The organism is Streptomyces sp. R-74717, assembly GCF_047305335.1.
GTDB lineage: Bacteria > Actinomycetota > Actinomycetes > Streptomycetales > Streptomycetaceae > Streptomyces > Streptomyces atratus.
Genome location: NZ_CP102361.1, coordinates 1,100,844 through 1,118,299, shown reverse-complemented (window position 1 = coordinate 1,118,299; position 17,456 = coordinate 1,100,844). Strand labels below are relative to the sequence as shown.

16 protein-coding genes and 1 pseudogene are annotated in these 17,456 nt (G+C 69.7%); 10 read left to right on the top strand and 7 right to left on the bottom strand.

What is annotated here, in order from left to right:
- Positions 1–8: 8 nt before the first annotated feature.
- Positions 9–1,220, bottom strand: a complete 1,212-nt coding sequence (locus NRF20_RS05050) for an MFS transporter (protein ID WP_398634301.1) — start codon at positions 1,218–1,220, stop codon at positions 9–11.
- Positions 1,217–1,822, bottom strand: coding sequence for a GMC oxidoreductase (locus NRF20_RS05045; RefSeq protein ID WP_398634302.1), 606 nt, complete (start codon positions 1,820–1,822; stop codon positions 1,217–1,219). The genes NRF20_RS05050 and NRF20_RS05045 overlap by 4 nt, the downstream gene beginning before the upstream one ends.
- 142 nt (positions 1,823–1,964) lie before the next feature.
- Between NRF20_RS05045 and NRF20_RS05040 the strand changes: the two genes are divergently transcribed.
- Positions 1,965–2,069 carry a 1-deoxy-D-xylulose-5-phosphate synthase N-terminal domain-containing protein gene (locus NRF20_RS05040; RefSeq protein ID WP_413752087.1) on the top strand — a complete coding sequence of 35 codons (105 nt, stop codon included), beginning with the start codon at positions 1,965–1,967 and terminating at the stop codon, positions 2,067–2,069.
- Between the two features lie 33 nt (positions 2,070–2,102).
- Here NRF20_RS05040 and NRF20_RS05035 read toward each other — a convergent pair whose 3' ends face one another.
- Entirely contained in the window at positions 2,103–2,459 is a 357-nt protein-coding gene (locus tag NRF20_RS05035) for an ArsR/SmtB family transcription factor (RefSeq protein WP_266355305.1), read from the bottom strand.
- A 363-nt stretch (positions 2,460–2,822) separates the two neighbouring features.
- On the opposite strand from NRF20_RS05035, the gene ggt reads away from it, so the two are divergent.
- The 4 genes from ggt (at position 2,823) to NRF20_RS05015 (ending at position 7,462) form a co-directional block, all read left to right on the top strand.
- Positions 2,823–4,682: a gamma-glutamyltransferase gene (gene ggt / locus NRF20_RS05030; RefSeq protein ID WP_413752086.1), complete on the top strand. Its 1,860-nt coding sequence runs from the start codon at positions 2,823–2,825 to the stop codon at positions 4,680–4,682.
- A gap of 469 nt (positions 4,683–5,151) precedes the next feature.
- Entirely contained in the window at positions 5,152–5,679 is a 528-nt protein-coding gene (locus NRF20_RS05025) for a transglycosylase SLT domain-containing protein (RefSeq protein ID WP_413752085.1), read from the top strand.
- A 244-nt stretch (positions 5,680–5,923) separates the two neighbouring features.
- Entirely contained in the window at positions 5,924–6,625 is a 702-nt protein-coding gene (locus NRF20_RS05020; RefSeq protein WP_413752084.1) for a hypothetical protein, read from the top strand.
- A gap of 432 nt (positions 6,626–7,057) precedes the next feature.
- On the top strand, positions 7,058–7,462 hold the full coding sequence (locus NRF20_RS05015; RefSeq protein WP_398631519.1) for a CBS domain-containing protein: 405 nt from the start codon (positions 7,058–7,060) through the stop codon (positions 7,460–7,462).
- Positions 7,463–7,621: 159 nt separating this feature from the next.
- Here the strand turns inward: NRF20_RS05015 and NRF20_RS05010 are convergent, their stop codons facing one another.
- Complete coding sequence (locus NRF20_RS05010; protein ID WP_413754527.1) at positions 7,622–8,575, bottom strand: NADP-dependent oxidoreductase; 954 nt, start codon at positions 8,573–8,575, stop codon at positions 7,622–7,624.
- 117 nt (positions 8,576–8,692) lie between these two features.
- Between NRF20_RS05010 and NRF20_RS05005 the strand changes: the two genes are divergently transcribed.
- Together NRF20_RS05005 and NRF20_RS05000 are read left to right on the top strand one after the other, a co-directional pair.
- Positions 8,693–9,652, top strand: coding sequence for a GlxA family transcriptional regulator (locus NRF20_RS05005; RefSeq protein WP_413752083.1), 960 nt, complete (start codon positions 8,693–8,695; stop codon positions 9,650–9,652).
- A gap of 170 nt (positions 9,653–9,822) precedes the next feature.
- Positions 9,823–11,088: pseudogene (locus tag NRF20_RS05000) on the top strand (MFS transporter); the annotation flags it as partial.
- 107 nt (positions 11,089–11,195) lie between these two features.
- On the opposite strand, the gene NRF20_RS04995 reads toward NRF20_RS05000, so the two are convergent.
- Positions 11,196–11,702 (bottom strand): pyridoxamine 5'-phosphate oxidase family protein, encoded by a 507-nt coding sequence (locus tag NRF20_RS04995; RefSeq protein WP_266355292.1) that lies wholly within the window; start codon positions 11,700–11,702, stop codon positions 11,196–11,198.
- 241 nt (positions 11,703–11,943) lie between these two features.
- Between NRF20_RS04995 and NRF20_RS04990 the strand changes: the two genes are divergently transcribed.
- Entirely contained in the window at positions 11,944–12,423 is a 480-nt protein-coding gene (locus NRF20_RS04990) for a hypothetical protein (protein ID WP_266355290.1), read from the top strand.
- A 23-nt stretch (positions 12,424–12,446) separates the two neighbouring features.
- Positions 12,447–13,124 carry a vitamin K epoxide reductase family protein gene (locus NRF20_RS04985; RefSeq protein ID WP_413754526.1) on the top strand — a complete coding sequence of 226 codons (678 nt, stop codon included), beginning with the start codon at positions 12,447–12,449 and terminating at the stop codon, positions 13,122–13,124.
- On the opposite strand, the gene NRF20_RS04980 is transcribed toward NRF20_RS04985, so the two are convergent.
- On the bottom strand, positions 13,075–14,382 hold the full coding sequence (locus tag NRF20_RS04980) for a globin domain-containing protein (protein ID WP_398631521.1): 1,308 nt from the start codon (positions 14,380–14,382) through the stop codon (positions 13,075–13,077). The genes NRF20_RS04985 and NRF20_RS04980 overlap by 50 nt on opposite strands.
- Before the next feature lie 236 nt (positions 14,383–14,618).
- Between NRF20_RS04980 and NRF20_RS04975 the strand changes: the two genes are divergently transcribed.
- Positions 14,619–15,365 carry a response regulator transcription factor gene (locus tag NRF20_RS04975; protein ID WP_266355285.1) on the top strand — a complete coding sequence of 249 codons (747 nt, stop codon included), beginning with the start codon at positions 14,619–14,621 and terminating at the stop codon, positions 15,363–15,365.
- Between the two features lie 14 nt (positions 15,366–15,379).
- Here NRF20_RS04975 and NRF20_RS04970 read toward each other — a convergent pair whose 3' ends face one another.
- On the bottom strand, positions 15,380–17,119 hold the full coding sequence (locus NRF20_RS04970; RefSeq protein ID WP_398631648.1) for a GAF domain-containing protein: 1,740 nt from the start codon (positions 17,117–17,119) through the stop codon (positions 15,380–15,382).
- Positions 17,120–17,456 lie beyond the last annotated feature (337 nt).

Below are 17,456 nucleotides of genomic sequence, written 5' to 3'. Positions count from 1 at the left end.
GTCCCACGTCAGTGGGCCGTGGTGGTGCGCGTGGCGCGGATTAGCCAGAGGGTCGCCGCGAGGCAGAGGACCGAGATGCCGCCCAGCAGCAGCGGAACCGTGCGGATGCCGGACCACTCGATGGCCTTGCCGAGCGCGGGCCCGGCCACCACACCACCGACCATCGACGCGGCGATCACCAGGGCTCCGGCTCGCCGGGCCTGCGGTGCGGACTTGTTGAGCCACGGCAGACCGGTGGGGAAGATCGGTGCGATGAACAGGCCGACACCCGCATAGGCGTACGGGGCGAGCCCACGTATCGAGGCGAGCAGAAGGCAGGCCGTCATTCCGGCACACGAGACCGTGATGATCGACTGGGCGGAGAAGCGCAGGGCGATCGGGGCGACCAGGAATCGGCCGACGGTCATCATCAGCCAATAGATGGAGGTGGCGGTCGCGGCGATCCCCGTCCCATATCCGACGGTTTCCAGGTGGGTGGGCTCCCAGCCACCGACACCGGCTTCGATGCCCACATGCAGGACGTAGAGCGTGACGAAAACGGCCAGCACCGAACCCACGCTACGGCGGAGTACCTGCCCGCCGTCGTGCTGCACGTCGGCGGTACCGCCCGGTTGCGAGACCTGGTTCCGTACGCCCTTCAAGCACAGCAGCAGCGGCAGGTTGGCCACCGCGAAGCCGAGGAAGACCGCCGGGTAGTGCGTGGCACCGACCGCGCCGATGAGCACCGGGCCGAGGATCGCACCGACGCCGAAGTGTGCGTTGAGGACGTTGAGCATCGCGGTTGAGCGGCGCCCGAAGCCGGCGGCGAACAGTTGGTTGAGGCCGTAGTCGATGCCGCCGAAGCCGAGCCCGGCGAGCAGGGCCATGGCCAGGCTGACAGGCCAGTTCGGTGCCAGCGCGAAGCCTGCCGCGCCGATGGCCATAAGGAGGTACGAGGAGCCGAGGATCTGCCGATTGCCGATCCGGCCGAAGAGCCGGTCGAACAGCAGCACACCGGCGACACCACCGATGAAATGGGCGCTCAGCCCCAGCCCCGCAACCGACGGCGAGAGACCGAACTCCGCACGGAACGCCGGAATCGTGGGTCCGTACAGCGCCTGGAGCGCACCGATCAGCATGAAGCCGACGCAGGACGCCACCACGGCGGCCGGACTGAACAGCGGAGTCACCGGCGCTTCCTGCGCCGAGGTGACGCGCTGTGCGGTTGGTTGGTCGGTCACGTGCTCTCCAGATGACGGCCCACGATCTCGTGGGCGAAGGACATGATCGTTCCCTGCGGGCTGATGCCCGGAGCACCCGGCAGTACGCTGGCGTCGCACAGGTGCAGGTTGGTGAAACCGTGAGGTCTGCCGAGTTCGTCGCAGACGCCGCCGTGTTCGGGCAGTGCCATAGGGAAGGTCGCCATGCCGTGCACGGATACCAGCTCCCAGTCGCGCGGACGGACCCGAGCGCAATTGTCCTCCGCGTCGGTCTCCGAAAGGAGGGGTTCGGCAGAACTCGTCGGCGGTAGCAACTCCGTGGCGCCTGCCGCGAACAGCAGTTTCGCCGTCCTGCGGAAGGCCAGACGCAGGGCGTGGTGATCGGCGTGGGGCAGGCTGTGGCGCAGCAGTGGTGTGCGGCCCGCCAGAGCGGCGATTCGGGCCACTCCCTGCATATGCACCTGCGTGGCGTTCATGCCCACGTGGGCCCGGGCGGCCAGGTATGTGTCGACCTGGCGGGGCTCGCGGCCGGCCAGCGCGGCACCAAGGCCGCCCGGTGTCAGGTTGGACGGCATGACGAGCATGCCGAGTTCGGAGTGTTCCTGGACCTGTGCGGTAAACATGGTGCCCCGCACTGCGTCCACGACCCGCGGGAAGCGAGCGAGGGTCCGCATGTTGAGGTGCAGCGCCAGGCGGCTTCCGGCCCTGCGCCTATGAATACGGGCCCTCACAAGCTGCTCACCGGGCGTCGGTCGGCCTTCGACGTTGCGTCAGGGAGACGGGACCTCCGGCTACCCGTTGCGACGGGAGTCCGTCCACGACATCATCGAGAACTCCCACGCCTCCACGGCGCTGCGTCCGGCTCGGTGAGGAGCCGGGCCTGCTCGCCGAAGCTCGGCTTGGTCAGGTCCGCGACGCCAGCATCTGGCCCATCGCGGCCAGGACGGAGAGTTCGACCCGGTAGTAGACCCAGGTGCCCCGCCGCTCGGAGGAGAGCAGGCCGGCTTCCTTGAGCTTCTTCAGATGGTGGGACACGGTCGGCTGGGAGACGCCCACATCGGAGATGTCGCACACGCATGCTTCGCCGCCCTCGTGCGAGGCCACCAGCGAGAAGAGGCGCAGCCGGACCGGATCGCCGAGCGCCTTGAACATCGCGGCCGTCCGTACGGCCTCCTCGGCGGTCAGGGCGCGCTCAGTCATCGGCGGGCAGCACGGCGCGACCACGGACTTCAGCGCCGGCAGCGCCTTCACGTTCGACATATGCCTATGTTGACACACGTCGAACCAGGCGCCCAGGTGCTCGGCCGACGGTCAAGGAAGGGCGAGGTGCGTGGCCAAGCGACGGGCGACGCGGTCTGTTTCGCGGCTGACGCCGCGCATGAGCGGGCCCCACACGACGTGGCCGTGACCGGAGATGCACCCCGGACACGGCCACGTGCCGCGCTCGTGGCCATCGTGCGCCGGCAGACCGCCGATTCCTTGTACCGGTGGCTCGTTGAACCGTGCTGGTTACTACTGAGGAACCTCAGATGTTCCGCAAAGATCTCCAAGATCCATTGCTGTTGCGGCCGGCCATTGCCAGAGTGCCAGCAATTACCCTCGCCCGAGGCCCTCGGAGGCTTGATGATCGCCCGCCGTGCCCTGGTGTCTGCCGTGTCAGCGGCAGCCCTCGCTCTTCCCCTGCTCGTCCCCGCCGCGGCCGCCGGCTCATCCCCGGCCGACGGCGTCGCGGTACGCTCCGGCTCCCGGCTCCAGCCGCCGCCCAAACAGGCCGTCGCCACCGGCAGCGGGGGCGCGGTCTCCAGTGTGAACCCGTACGCCTCGCAGGCCGGCATGGAGGTGCTCCGGCACGGCGGCAACGCGGTGGACGCGGCGGTGGCGACCGCGGCCGCGCTCGGCGTGGTCGAGCCGTACTCGGCAGGCGTAGGAGGCGGCGGTTACTTCGTGTACTACGACGCCGCCAAGAAGAAGGTGCACACCATCGACGGCCGCGAGACGGCCCCGGCCCGGATGCGCTCCGACTCCTTCGTCGACCCGTCCACGGGCCAAGCCATCCCGTTCCAGGAAGCGGTCAACTCCGGCCTGTCCGTGGGTGTTCCGGGCACCCCGGCGACCTGGCAGAAGGCCCTGGACGACTGGGGCACGGTCTCGCTCGGGCGCGCACTGCGCCCGGCCACCCGGATCGCCGACGACGGTTTCGTGGTCAACGACGAATTCCGCGCCCAGACGGCGATGAACGAAGCCCGCTTCCGGGACATCACCTCGACCTCCGAGCTGTTCCTGCCGCACGGTGAACTCCCCGTGGTCGGCACCCTCTTCCGCAACCCCGACCTCGCCCGTACATATCGGGAACTGTCCCACGAGGGCATAGACGCGCTCTACCACGGCGACATCGGGCGTGATGTGGTGCGCACCGCGCAGAACCCGCCGGTGGCCGCCGGCTCCGACCGTACGTTCCGGCCCGGACTCATGGAACGGAGCGACCTCGCGAACTACGGGGTGGTGCGCCGGGACCCGACCCGCACCACCTACCACGGGCTGGACGTCTACTCCATGGCGCCGTCCTCCTCCGGCGGCACGACAGTCGGCGAAGCGCTCAACATCCTGGAGAACTTTCCTCTGTCGTCCGCCGACCGGGTCCAGGCGCTGCACCACTACCTGGAGGCCAGCCGGATCGCCTTCGCCGACCGCAACCGCTGGGTGGGTGACCCCGCCTTCTCGGAGGTGCCCACGCGGGCGCTGCTGTCCAAGAAGTTCGCGAAGGACCGGGCCTGCCTGATCCGGCCCGACGCGACCCTGACCAGCCCGCTGGCCCCGGCGGACCCGCGCAGCGCGCCAACAGGCTGTGGCCGGGGGACGGGCAGCCAGGAGCCTTACGAGGGGCCCTCGACGACCCATCTGGTGACCGCCGACCGTTGGGGCAATGTGGTCTCGTACACCCTGACGATCGAGCAGACCGGAGGCTCGGCCATCACCGTGCCCGGACGTGGCTTCCTGCTCAACAATGAGCTCACCGACTTCGACTTCACCCCGCTCACCCCCGGGGTACCCGACCCGAATCTGCCGGCGCCGGGCAAGCGCCCGCGCAGCAGCATGTCGCCGACGATTGTGCTGCGGGACGGCAAGCCGTTGATCGCGGTCGGTTCGCCGGGTGGCGCGACCATCATCACCACGGTGCTCCAGACCCTCGTCAACCGTCTCGACCTGGGCATGTCGCTGCCCGATGCGGTCGCCGCTCCGCGGATCTCGCAGCGGAACCGGACTACGACCGAAGCCGAACCCGCCTTCCTCGACTCACCCGAGCGCACCGTGCTCGAAGGCCTCGGCCAGCACTTCGTCCTGGCGCCACAGACCTTCACCCCCTCCCCTGAGATCGGAGCGGTGGCCGCACTGGAGTTCCAGCGCGACGGGAAGGTCACGGCGGTCGCCGAACCCAAGCGGCGTGGCGGCGGCTCGGCCATGGTGGTGAACGAGAACCGCTGATCCGACGAGGGGATCCGTCGCCCAGACACATCAGGAACAGGTTGGGGCTGCCATGGGACCGGGGCGGCCCCAACCTCTTACAACCGGTGGTGCTGTCAGCCGGTGCGGGCGCAGATCCGGCGGGAACCGCCCTGTCGAGGCCGCCGATTTGGTGTCGTGGATGTGATGCGACCCATAGGAGCTGTGTCACATCCTAAGGCGGGTAGTAGGGCCGGGGGCGCCCGAACAGTGCGCAAGCGCCATGGAACATGTCATTTCGGACATTTGTCCGATGTTGGGTAGTACGTCACATCATTGCGTTCCGTCGTGTACGTCGCTAACCATGGCTGTCGTTGCGGGAAGCCGCGACAGGGCCGGGTGGATTCCTTCGGATCCGTTCGCTCCGGCCCGCAGCGCGGGGCACTGCCCCGCGAGCCACCGCAACCGGTCGGCAACACCGTGACGTCCCCCATTGGAGAGTTCCTTCCGTATGACCACGCACATGCAGACCCGCGCCAGCCGCATCGCCCGCTTCCGCACCATGTCCGTCGCGGGCATCGCCACCCTCGGTGCCGCGGCCGCCGCCCTCACGCTGACGTCGACATCCGCGCAGGCGGCCGAGGCGGCACCGGCGAGCGTCTCCGTGGTCAAGGCCTCCGCGGACGGCGCCCAGGGCGCACCGGCCGGCAGGGGCTACGCCAACAACCTCGACGGCTGGATCAAGGAGTCGCTGGCCATCATGAAGGCCAAGGGCATCCCCGGCACCTACGAGGGCCTGCACCGCAACATCATGCGCGAGTCGAGCGGCAACCCCAACGCCCAGAACAACTGGGACGTCAACGCGCGCAACGGCATACCCTCCAAGGGTCTGCTCCAGGTCATCCAGCCGACCTTCAACGCCTACCACGTCGCCGGCACCGCGCACGACCTCACCAACCCCGTCGCCAACATCACCGCGGCCGCCAACTACGCCGCCCACCGCTACGGGTCGATCGACAACGTCAACTCCGCCTACTGAGCCACAGACTCAGCACCCACCTCGCGAGCCAGGACCGGCACAGGCAGCAACACCGCTGCCCATGCCGGTCCTTCGGCGTGTCAAGCGGTAATGGGCCTTTCCGGGCTATCCGGCTCGGCTGGTATCCCGATCGGTGCTCGGTGTCAGCCGTTCGATATGCCCGAAATGACAGCCCTGTGGAGCGTAAGTACGTTCAGTCACGGGCCGGCTACGCAGCTGGCCTCTCTGAGACAGGAGAAGTGACATGGTTACACGTTCCACCGTCGTGACCGCCGCCCTCGCGGCCGCCATGGCCCTGGTAGCCACCGGCAGCACCTTCACCTCGGCCGCCACCATTGAGTCGGCCCGGCCTGCACGGCTGGCCCATCCGGCCCATCCGGCCCATCCGGCCCCGGCGGCCCCGGCAGCCCCGGTCGTGCGACAGGCCGCAGCGCCGGCTTCGGCCCCCAACGATGGGGGCGACGCCGGAAAGGGGGACCAGGGCGGGGGCAACAACGAAGGCAGGGGTAACGACGAGGGCGGGGGCAACAACGAAGGCAGGGGTAACGACCAGGGCGGGGGCAACAACGAAGGCAGGGGTAACGACGAGGGCGGGGGTAACGACGAAGGCAGGGGTAACGACGAGGGCAGGGGTCGCGGCGGGGGTCGGGGCTACGACGAGGGCAGGATCCACTTCAACGAGCGGACGTACTCCGCCTACCCCGGCGGCTGCATCACCGCGGCCAGCGGCCTCGGCGCCACAAGCTTCAACATCTTCAATGACAGCCGGAGGACCGTCGAGGTCTTCAGCGGGGCGACCTGCGACAACGGCGGCCCCGTCGCCGTCGTCGGACCCTACGGCGCCACCTCGGGCGTGTTCCCGCAGCGCGTCGACGGAGGCGTGTTCGTCAACGACGGTGTGGGAGCGAGCTTCCGAGTGATCGGATACGACTTCGAAGGCGAGTGACGGAGCCGCCTGCGTGACGTGACGAAGAACCCCGGCCCGCCGGAATCGGGCCGCGGTGTCCTTGTCCGGGCACCCCGACCGGGACGCAACGGTTCCAGAGGCCCATGCCCTCATCCGACCCACGCCCGATCGACGCGCACATCTGCCTCGCCGTGCTGAAACCGCACGGCGAGGCGCTGTCGGCCCAGCCGGACCGGCCGCACCGTGCCCGCCATCGATCTCGGCCGGACCCGGCAACCGCGACGGCGGCGCTCCCGCGGACGACTGCACTTGCCGGGTGCCGTGTACCGGCGCCCGGTTCCGAACCCCTGGAGGCGGCGGTCATGAGCACATCCCCGACCCAGCCGCGCCCTCAGCAGGTGCGCCCTCTCGTGCCCGCCGGGCCTGACGCCGCGCACCGCCAAGCCCCTGGAGCCGACGATCACCTCTCGAATGAGTCCCACAGCCGCCGACGCCATGATCGCGCCGGACCTGCAAGTCAGCGACCACATCAGCATCGACGGGGCACTCGATGTCCTGCGCGGATCCCACAGTCAGTACGTACTCATCCGTGACGACACCGGCCGGTGCGCCGGAACCATCACTCTCGACCAGCTCACCGCCCACGCAGCGAAGCCCTGGTACGCCGAGAACACCCGGGTCCGTGACATCCCACACGACTGCGGCCCGTTCGCGCACCCCGGTATGCCGGCCTCGGAGGCCGCGGCCGCCATGCGCGAGCGGTCCCTGACGATCCTGCCCGTCGTCGACGAGGACGGCTTCGCCGTGGGCATCCTCACCACCGCACGGCTGCAGGCACTTCTCGGCACACCTCCAGAGGACACCGACCGGCCCTGACCTGAGTGGCTCTGGGGGGCGAACGTCCGCGAGGTGCTGCGCTTCATCGACCGCCGACAGTGTGGGGCCGAGTCCCTGGCAGCCGAACGCATCGGTCTGCCGGCACCACGACTCCGGCTGTCCGTCCGGGAGTCCGCATCGCAGACCCTGCCACAGGGATCACAACTCCGCTGATGCGGGCTCCGTCACGACCAGCACGATCTTCCCCGAGGTCCGGTCGGTCTCGCCGAGGGCGTGGGCCTTGGGTGCTTCGGCGAGGGGAAACGTGGCCTCGATGTGGGCATGGAGGGAGCCGGCCTCGACGAGACCGGCCACGGCGTTCATGCCGGCGTGGTCGGCCTCGACAAGGAGGGTCTCGACACGGACGCCCAACTCGGCGGCCCGCTGCTCCTCGTCCGGGGAACCGCCGGGCAGGAGCGAGACGAGAACACCGCCAGGACGCAGGACGTTCAGCGAGCGGGCGCGGGTCTCGCCCGCCAGGGGATCGAGGACGACATCGATGTCCTTGACGGCCTCGGCGAAGTCGACGCTGCGGTAGTCGATCATCTCGTCCGCGCCAAGTGCCCGGAGGAAGTCGTGCTTGGGAGCGCTCGCGGTACCGATCACGTGCGCCCCACGGGACTTGGCGATCTGGACTGCGAGGTGGCCGACGCCGCCTGCGGCCGCGTGGACGAGGACCCGCTGCCCGGGGCGCACGTCGGCGGTGTCGACGAGGGCCTGGTACGCGGTGAGGGCGGCAAGCGGGAGGGCCCCGGCCTGGACATGGTCGATGCCGGCCGGCTTGCGGGCGAAGGCGCGTGCCGGGGCGGTCACATACTCCGCGTGGGAGCCGACCCCGTACGGGTAGGGCAGCATGCCGAAGACCTCGTCGCCCGGCTTGAAGAGAGTGACGCCGAAGCCGACGGCCTCGACGACTCCTGAGACGTCCCAGCCCAGGACCAGCGGAAGCCGGTTCAGGAAAAGCCCGTTGGCACGGTGCTTCCAGTCGGTGGGGTTGACCCCGGCCGCGCGGACGGCGACCAGGATCTGGCTCGGTCCCGGGACGGGCTTCGGCAGTCGTACTTCCTTGAGTACGTCCGGGGTTCCGTGGACGTCCTGGCTCATGGCGCGCATGGTGGCGGGGGCGGTGGTAGCCGTGCTTTGCGCTGTGTTCTGACTCATGCGTCCAGCGTCGCGGGCCCCGCCGTTCCGTACCATGGCATGATTGCCATCTTTCGACAGGATCCTGCCATGGGAAGCGTTCACCGTGTAGCCGTTCTGGCCCTGGACGGGGTGTACCCGTTCGAGCTGGGCATTCCGAGCCGGGTCTTCGGGGCCGCGGAGGGCCTGTACGAGGTCGTGACCTGCACCGTCGACGGCCGTCCAGTGCATACCAACTCCGATTTCTCCATCACAGTCGAGCACGGCCCGGACGCTCTGCGCATGGCCGACACCGTGGTCATCCCACCGTTCGCCACCTCGCTCATAGCGCGGGAGGCGCCTGCGGCTGTCACGGAGGCTCTCGCGTGCCTGGCACCGGGCACGCGCATCGTGTCCATCTGCACGGGCGCCTTCGTCCTTGCCGCAGCCGGTCTGCTCGACGGACGTCCTGCCACTACGCACTGGGCGCTCGCCGGCGTCTTCCGGGAGTGGTTTCCGCACATCGCGCTCGATCCGGATGTGCTGTTCATCGACGACGGCGATGTGCTGACATCGGCGGGCGCCGCGTCCGGTGTCGACGTCTGCCTGCACGTCGTACGCAAGGACCACGGCAGCGAGGTGGCCAACCGGGTCGCTCGCATCTGTGTCGTACCGCCCTGGCGGGACGGCGGGCAGGCGCAGTACATCGACCAGCCGGTGCCCGATGCCTCCGCGAACGGCACGGCTGCCACCCGCCAGTGGGCGCTGGAGAACCTTCACGAGCCCCTGAACCTGGCCGAGCTCGCCGACCATGCACGGATGAGCCTGCGTACCTTTGCCCGCCGCTTCAGCGAGGAGGTCGGAACGAGTCCGGGGCGGTGGCTCATACAGCAGCGGGTCGCCCGGGCACGGCATCTGCTCGAATCCACCGACCTGCCGGTGGACGACGTCGCCGCCCGGGTCGGCTTCGCGACGGGCACGTCGCTCCGCCAGCACCTGCACGCAGTCATCGGTGTGTCGCCGCTCGCCTATCGGCGCACGTTCCGAGGGGTTGCCGGAGAAAACCACTGAGCGTCGCCGCAGGTCGTGAACGATATCGGGGCCGGCTGTTCCTGCTCCTTCATCGGGATGCCGGTACCTCTATCCGACTGCGCCCCACCTGGTGACTCCCGTCGGAACGTCCGCGACCACGGCATCGAGCGCAGCCCGACATCCGAGCCCCTGGCCCGCGATCAGGGCTTGGCGGCTTCCGGGCGGTGCAGGGGCTCTTCGGCGGGCTTCTGATGCCCAACACCCTGGGCCTGCTGCGCGCCGTCTTCCCGCCGCGGAAGTTCGGCATCGCCGTGGGTATCTGGGCCATGGTCTCTGCCGTCTCCACAGCGCTCGGCCCCATCGTCGGCGGCCTGCTCATCGAGAACGTCAGCTGGGAGTCCGTCTTCCACCTCAACGCCCCCATCGGCGTGATCGCGCTCCTGGTCAGCGCCGCCGTCCTGCCGCAGAGCAGGAACTCGACCGGCCATCACCGCTTCGACGTCCCCGGCGTCGTGCTGCTGGCTCTCGGCCTGCTGTGCGTGGTCTTCGGCGTCGTCAAGGGCGAGACCTGGGGCTGGGCCTCGGCCGGCACCCTGGGCGCCGTCGCCGCCGGCGTGCTCATCCTGGTGGGCTTCGACCGGTACGAGAACCGCATTGCGCACCCTTCCCCAAGCTCTCGGCTCCGCTCGAACAGGGGATACCCCATCCTGCCGATGCGGCTGTTCCGCATCCGGGCGCTGACCGTCGGCACGATCATCACCGCCCTCAACTTCTTCGTGATGCTCGGCGTGATCTTCTTCGTGATGCTCTACCTCCAGAATGTGCGCGGCTTCTCGCCGGTCGAGGCCGGCGTACGCACACTGCCGCTCAGTCCCGCTTCGCTGGTGGCCTCCCCGCTGGGGGCGGCGCTGACCGGCCGCTTCGGGCCCCGGCTCTCGATGCCGCTGGGCATGCTGCTCCAAGCCGCCGCGACCTTCGGCCTGCTGAGCTGGGACACCGGCTCGTCCTACGCCACGATGTGGTCGCCGTTCATCGCCCTCGGCCCGGGGGCCGGCATGGTGCTGTCGGCCTCCTCCGACGCCATCGTCGGCCAGGCCCCCGTCAAGGGCGGCGGAGTGGCGGGCGGCCTCCAGGGCACCGCCCTCCAGATCGGCGGCGCGCTGGGCACGTCGGTGCTGGTCTCGCTGATCAGCAGCCGGGTCGACGCCACGCTTGTCGACGAGCTGACCGGTGCGGGGGTCCCGGCGTCCGTCGCGGGTGGCCTGGAGGAGGCCGGTGCCGCGGTCGCCATGGGTGTCGCCCTGGCCTCCGGCAAAATGACCGAGCAGCTCCGGGCGGCCGTCGTGGAGGGCAGTGGCCAGGCGTTCATGAACGGTGTGCACACCGCAGTGACCGTGACCGGCGTTCTCTGCCTGCTGGGAGCCGCTCTCGCGGCAGCCGGGCTCCGAGGCACCTCCCGGGCCGGACAGCAATGAGAAACGCGGACGGTGCCCGCCGGGGCGGGCACCGTCCGCGTCCGGCCACGGGGAACGTGATCCGTCGCATCCGTACAAAGTCGCGACTTCCTCACTCAGACGCTGCATCAGACCGTCAGCCGGATACCGGTGACCAGATGCGGGCGGATGCGGACCGCACAGTCCATCACCCGGTCCGACCAGGGCCTGATCAGTCGCTGGTAGCGCATCAGGGCATCCGGATCGGTCACGGGGCGGCAGTAACCCGTCGCGACGACGCTCCAGCCCAGATGGGTCAGCGGATCGATGTCATCCGCCTGGTAGGCGACCACGACTCCCCGGTCGCCATGGTGCCGGGCCTGGGCGAACAGGTCCGAGTCCTGATGGGTCCGGATGACGATCTGACCGAGGTCCAGCAGATGGTTCACCGGCCGGACTGCGGGCAGCGCGCGCTGGGTGAAGACGATCCGCCCGAGCGAAGCCCCGCCGAGCAGACTCAGCGCCTGAGCGCCCGTCAACTCGACCGTGCGGCGTGGTCCGGTGGCCGCCAGGCCGTGAGCCGGGTCCGACGCCGACGACGTGGGCGCGGCCGCGGGCACGGACGACTGGGACGACTGATGACCTGCGTGGCTCATGGGGCGGCCTCGTCTCCTGATCTGCTCACTTGCCGCACGAGTACATCGCGTGCGGCCATCCCCACGCCAGGGCCGAACGGCCCAGGGCCGAACGGCCCTAGCGGCGCCGGACCCCCGATGGGTTCACTGCGGTGGACCGCATGCCACAGGCCGGCCCAACGACGGCTCCGGGCGCCGGCCCGTGGCTTGTGGAGCGTTCGGTCGGAGCGGGCGGTGCGGATGTGTACAGGAGGGGAACGCGGTGATAGCGGTCGTCGGACACAGAGACCTCAGCAACAGGACCATGGCGCTGGTGGAGGCTGAACTGAGAGCGCGGCTGGACTGCCTGGCAGAGGGAGTGGCTGCTCTCGTACGGGTCGGGGCGGGGCTGCCACTCGTGTTCGGGCGCGCCGCCCGGGAAGCCGGACGGAAGCTGACGGTACTGTTGCCGGCCCAGGGCGCGGTGCCCGCAGTGCTGCCCGAGCGGGACCGGCGGGCCGCAGGGGAACTTCTGGTCCTGGCCGAGAGCGTACGGCTGCTGGCTTTTGATCCGGCCGACCGCAACGCTTGTGTCAGCGCCGATGAACGTCTGGTGGAGACGTGCCGGACCCTGCTTGCCGTGTGGGACGGTTCGCCGTCGGACGGCCGGGACGCCACCGCACATCTGGTTGCCTTCGCGCGGGCGCGTGGAATCCGGGTGGAGATCGTCTGGCCGGACGGCTCCGTGCGGGGGTGGGCATGAGCGCGTCGGCGTGTGAGCCGGAGATGGTGGCGGAAGCCCCCGAAGCCGATAACCAGGAGGTTCACTCCTCGGAGGACCTGGCGAACGACGGTGCTTCGGGGACGAGCGACGAACGGGATCGGGTCGGGGCGCGCCAGGGATTCGCATGGCTGCTGGTGATCACCGCCGCCCTCGGGCTGCTGGGCTCCTTCGTGATCACCATCGACAAGTTCGAGCTGCTCGCCGATCCCGGCTTCGTCCCCGCCTGCTCGCTGAGCCCCGTGGTCTCCTGCACGGATGTGATGCGCAGCGAACAGGCGTCGGTGTTCGGATTCCCCAATCCGCTCATCGGACTGATCGCCTTCGGAGTGGTGATGGGGACCGGCGCGGGCCTGCTCGCAGGTGCGCGCTACCGGCGGTGGTACTGGCTGGGGCTGAACCTGGGCACCCTGTTCGGCGTCGGCTTCTGCATGTGGCTGATGACGCAGGCGCTGTACGACATCGGCGCGCTCTGTCTGTGGTGCGTACTCGTGTGGGCGGCCACCATCTTCATGTTCTGGCACACGACCGTGCACAATCTGCGCCATGGCGTCCTGCCCGCCCCACGCGCCCTGGTCGCGGCGGTACTGGAGTTCCCCCTTGTGGTGCCGGTGACCTGGTGCCTGGCCATCGTCATGCTGATAGCAACCCGGTTCTGGTCGTACTGGCAGACGTTTCTGTGACCCGCACAAAGCCGCTGGTGTCGTGATGGATGTGCGTGGCCGGGACTCCGGCGGCGGCCAGCCGGGCGGCGACGATCCGCGCGGAGTCTGTTGTGGATGCCTCGGGCGCCAGGGCCAGATGGACGTGCTGCCGGGCAGCGGCCCCGGGACGCTGCGCCAGTATTCCGTCCAGCGCCCGCATACCGGGATCTGCGGAGGGACCGGCCGTGAGGACGGTCAGCCAGGGGCGTCCGCGCCGGAACGCTTCCAGGTACGCCGCGTCGTACACGCCCTCCCCCACCCCTCCATCCAGCAGCAGACGCACCCGGTGCGCACGGAACCGTTCGGTGTCGATCTGCTGGAGCAGCGCCTTCATCGCGGCCCATCCGGTACCGGAAGCGATCAACACAACGTCGGCGGACGGGGTGTGATCGGGGAGGGCGAGCGCGCCGCGCGGTGCACTGAGGCGGACGGTGCCGCCCTCCCGCGTGCCGTGCACCAGCGCATCACTCACCCCATCGGCACCACGGGCCCGTACATGGAACTCCAACTCGCCGTCCGGATGCGGCGCGCGGGCCAGATAGTAGGGACGCCACGCCTGCTCCAGCAGCGGCGACTCGAGGGACGCGAACTGCCCGGCCCTGAAGGCGTAGGGCTGATGGGGGCGCACTCTCAGCACCGCGAGACGCGGCGTACGGAACTCGTGCGAGGTCACCGTCGCCTCCCAGCTCGGCGGTTCGGCGATCGCCTCGTCCGCGCCCCTGACCATCGCCGAAACGGCCAGCCGCAGCATGCGCAGCCAGGCGTCCTCCAGGACATCGGTCCACCGGGCGCCCGCACGCGTGCGCAGCGCCTCGGTCAGCGCCGCTTCGAACGCCTCGAAGTGCGCGCGGCGCACACCGAGTTTGCGGTGGTCGCGACCCAACTGCGAGAAGGTGCCGATCATCTCGTCCGTACGGTGCAGATTGCCGATCAGATAGCGGAAGATCCCGACGAGATGGGCCTGCTGGAACGCCATCGACTCGGGGAACAGCGACCGCAGATACGGATGCCGCTCGAACAGGACCCTGTACAGTTCGGCGATCAGCTCCTCCAGCGGGCTCACCAGCGGCAGGAATTCGCTGATCAGCTGCTGGTCGGACGTTCCGTCGTAAGGCTGCGGTGCCTCGGCGCACCACGGTTCGGCGCCGGCTTTGTCCGGGGACAGGATGCGTCGTCGCAGCCGCATCGCGTCATGCCGCGCGAGCAGTGCGTGGTAGTCCTCGCTCGGGGTGTTCATGGTCCGGTGACTCCTTGGAGCTGCACGGTGGGGGGACGGAGAGACGTCCGTAGCGCTGGGACGATCTCGGCGGCGTCAGTATGGCACCGCGTCCAGCCCGCCGACCGGCCCTGGTCACAGGGCCTTTCGGCCCTGTTCAGAGCCTGTTCGACATGCTGTGACACCCCCGCGAACCGGCCTGCGGACGGATGTACATACTGGTCCGAGCCCCCTTCCCCGAACCGATCGAGCATGGTGTGAATGACCTCGCGAAGTCCCCGCTGAGTACGACGCCGCCGCAGTCCGCAGCTCCTGTACGCGTCTTCATCCTCGACGACCACGAGGTCGTCCGGCGCGGCGTACGCGATCTGCTGGAGGCCGAAGACGGCATCGAGGTCGTCGGCGAGGCGTCCAACGCCCGGGAGACGCTGGCCCGCGTACCGGCCAGCAGGCCACAGGTCGCCGTACTGGACGTACGGCTCGGAGACGACCCCCGCGGTGACCACGCCGGTATCGAGGTATGCCGGGAACTGCGTGCCCTCATGCCCGAACTGGCATGTCTGATGCTGACGTCGTTCGACGACGACGAGGCACTGTTCGACGCCATCATGGCGGGCGCGGCCGGCTACGTGCTGAAGCAGATCAACGGAGCCGATCTGATCGCCGCCGTACGCACGGTCGCGTCCGGCACCTCGATGCTCGATCCACGGACGACCGCTCGTGTGATGGCACGGCTGCGGGGCCCCCAGCGGACCCCCGCCGAGGAGTCGGAGGCATCGGAACTGGACCAGCTCACGGCCAGGGAGCGCCAGATCCTGGACCTCATCGGCGAGGGCCTCACCAACCGCGAAATCGCGGAACGCCTCTTCCTGGCCGAGAAGACCGTCAAGAACCGTATCTCCTCGATCCTCGCCAAACTGGGCGTCGGCCGCCGGATCCACGCCGCGATGCTCGTCGGCCGGATCAAGGACCGCCAGGGGCAGACCCCGGTCCGGCGAATCTGACAGGCGCTCAGGCGTCAGTCGTGGAGCGGCACGCACCACGTGATCCTGGTGCCGCCTTCCGCCGGCCGTTCGATGGCGAGTGTGCCGCCGCACAGCTCCGCCCGCGTACGCATATTGGCCAGTCCACCGCCGCGCCTTGCCGGCCGACCGCCGTCATTGATCGCTGCCCCCGCTCCGTCATCGACCGCTGTCGGCGTTCCGGGAGCGGTCGTGTCACCGTCCCCGATGCCGATGCCGATGCCGATGCCGTTGTCCGTGACGGTCAGAGTCACCGCGTCGTCGGCCGACAGCACGATGCCGATACGACTCGCACGGGCATGGCGGGACGCGTTGGACACCGCCTCGGCGGCGACCGCCACCACGTGTTCGGCGAGTTCGTCCGGGACGGTGGTGTCCACCGGCCCGTCGATCCGCACGGTGGGCCGGAAGCCGAGGACATGTGCCGCGGTACGAGCGGTCTCCGCTATCCGGTGCCGCAGCCCGCCGCGGCCCGAACCGTCCGCCGTGCGCAGATCGAAGATGGTGGACCGGATGATCCGGATCGTGGTGTCCAGATCATCCACCGCCCGGCTGACCCGCTCGGCCGCTTCCGGGCGGTCCGCGATGGCCCGGGTGGTGCTCTGGAGAGTCATCCCGGTCGCGAACAGCCGCTGGATCGCCAGATCGTGCAGATCGCGGGCGATCCGGTCCCGGTCGTGCATCACGGCGAGTTCCTCGGACTCGGCCCGTCTGCGGGCCAGTTCCAGCGCGATGGCCGCCTGGTCGGCGAAGCCGGAGACGAGTTCGACCTCGGTGTCGTCGAACGGCGGGCGGTCCGCCGGCCGCCCCAGGCGCAGTGCGCCCAGCGCCCCGGTGTCGATCTGCAGCGGCACGGCCACCACCGGGCCCAGACTGTCCTCGGTACCGTCGCCGAACGGATGGGCCCGGGGATCTGTACGGACGTCGGCGCAGTGCACAGGCGTTCCGGTACGGGCGGCGAGCCCGGCCAGCGATCCCGACGCCGGAACGGACAACCCCGTCACACGGTCGGAGTCCCGGCCATGGGCGACGGCAACGGTGAGGCGTTCCTCGGCCGCTGATGCCGCCGGAGCCTCTGAGAGGGGCGCGGAACCGGGCCGCGCCATGGGCAGCAGAATCGCTGCCCGGTCGGCCCCCGCCACTTCCATCGCCCGCTCGGCGATCAGATGCAGCACCTCGTCGGCGTCCGTCCCCGAGAGCAGGGTGCGGGTGATCTCGCCCAGTGCTTCCAGGCGCCGCTCCCGGCGGCGGCTCTCCTCGTACATCCTGGCGTTGTCGATGGCGACGCCGGCGGCGATCGACAGGGTGGTCAGCACCGCCTCGTCGTCGGCGTCGAAGCTCACCCCGCCCCGCTTCTCGGTGAGATAGAGGTTGCCGAACACCTCGTCGCGCACCCGCACCGGTACGCCGAGGAAGGTGCGCATCGGCGGATGATGAGGCGGAAAACCGAAGCTGCGCGGGTGGCTGCTCAGATCGGTGAGCCGCAGCGGTTCCGGGTGGCGGATCAGCTCGCCGAGGATTCCGCGGCCGCACGGTGACTGCCCGATCCTGGCGGCGAGTTGGTCCGACAGGCCCACCGGCAGGAACTCCAGGAGCTTCTGCCCGTCCCCGACAATGCCGAGTGCTCCGTACTCCGCGTCGGTCAGCGTCACCGCCGCCTCCACGATGCCGCGCAGCACCTCCGGGAGTTCCAGGCCCCGTCCCAGACTCATCACGGCATCCAGCAGACTGCGCATCCGGTCCGGTCGGCTGGGCTGCGGCCATGCGCCCGGACCGGGGCAGGAGGGGCCGGGCGAGCCGAGGGCGGGGGAGGAGGTGCCGGGGGACGGTGCTTCGAAGTGGGAGCCGGGCTCGGGGGGTGCTGTCTCTGCCATCGGGGTGCCGTTCTCTGGGGCCGTGTGCCGTATGCCGGGTATCTGCTCACCGGATCACCGCAGGGCTGGGACCGGTCCACGGGCGGTCAGCCTACGACAGCCCAGGTGCCGAGGGCCCGGCGGTGTGTGGTCTCGAAGGCCGGCGCGGGCAGGGTCGGTCGGCTGCCGGATGTACAGGGCAGTAGGGCCGGTCGGCCCC